At 63.4% G+C, this 232-nt stretch carries 1 protein-coding gene; it reads right to left on the bottom strand.

What is annotated here, in order from left to right; genetic code table 11:
- On the bottom strand, positions 1–164 hold a 164-nt coding region (locus NLM59_RS11910; protein ID WP_369426809.1), incomplete at its 3' end, for a fused MFS/spermidine synthase.
- Positions 165–232 lie beyond the last annotated feature (68 nt).

The raw sequence follows: 232 nt of genomic DNA, 5'->3' as shown, positions 1-232 counted from the left end.
AACCCCGCCAGGACCACGGCGATGACCGAGGTCCAAGTATAAAGTGACATCCCGACATAAGGTGCCAGCGTCCGACCGGCCACGATTTCGACCACCAGAGACGCCGCCGAGACGGCGCCCTGCAGAAGGATCAGCAGCCAGAGCGGGGCATGGACATCGCGCATGGCGCCATCTTCCGACGGTGGCCGGCGAAGTCCAGCGAAAAGCGAATTGATGATTGCGGGACGTCGGC

It is taken from the genome of Profundicola chukchiensis, assembly GCF_029664245.1.
Taxonomy (GTDB): domain Bacteria; phylum Bacteroidota; class Bacteroidia; order Flavobacteriales; family Weeksellaceae; genus Profundicola; species Profundicola chukchiensis.
Note: the sequence above shows the minus strand (reverse complement) of the source record. Positions and strands in the feature narration are given on the sequence as shown.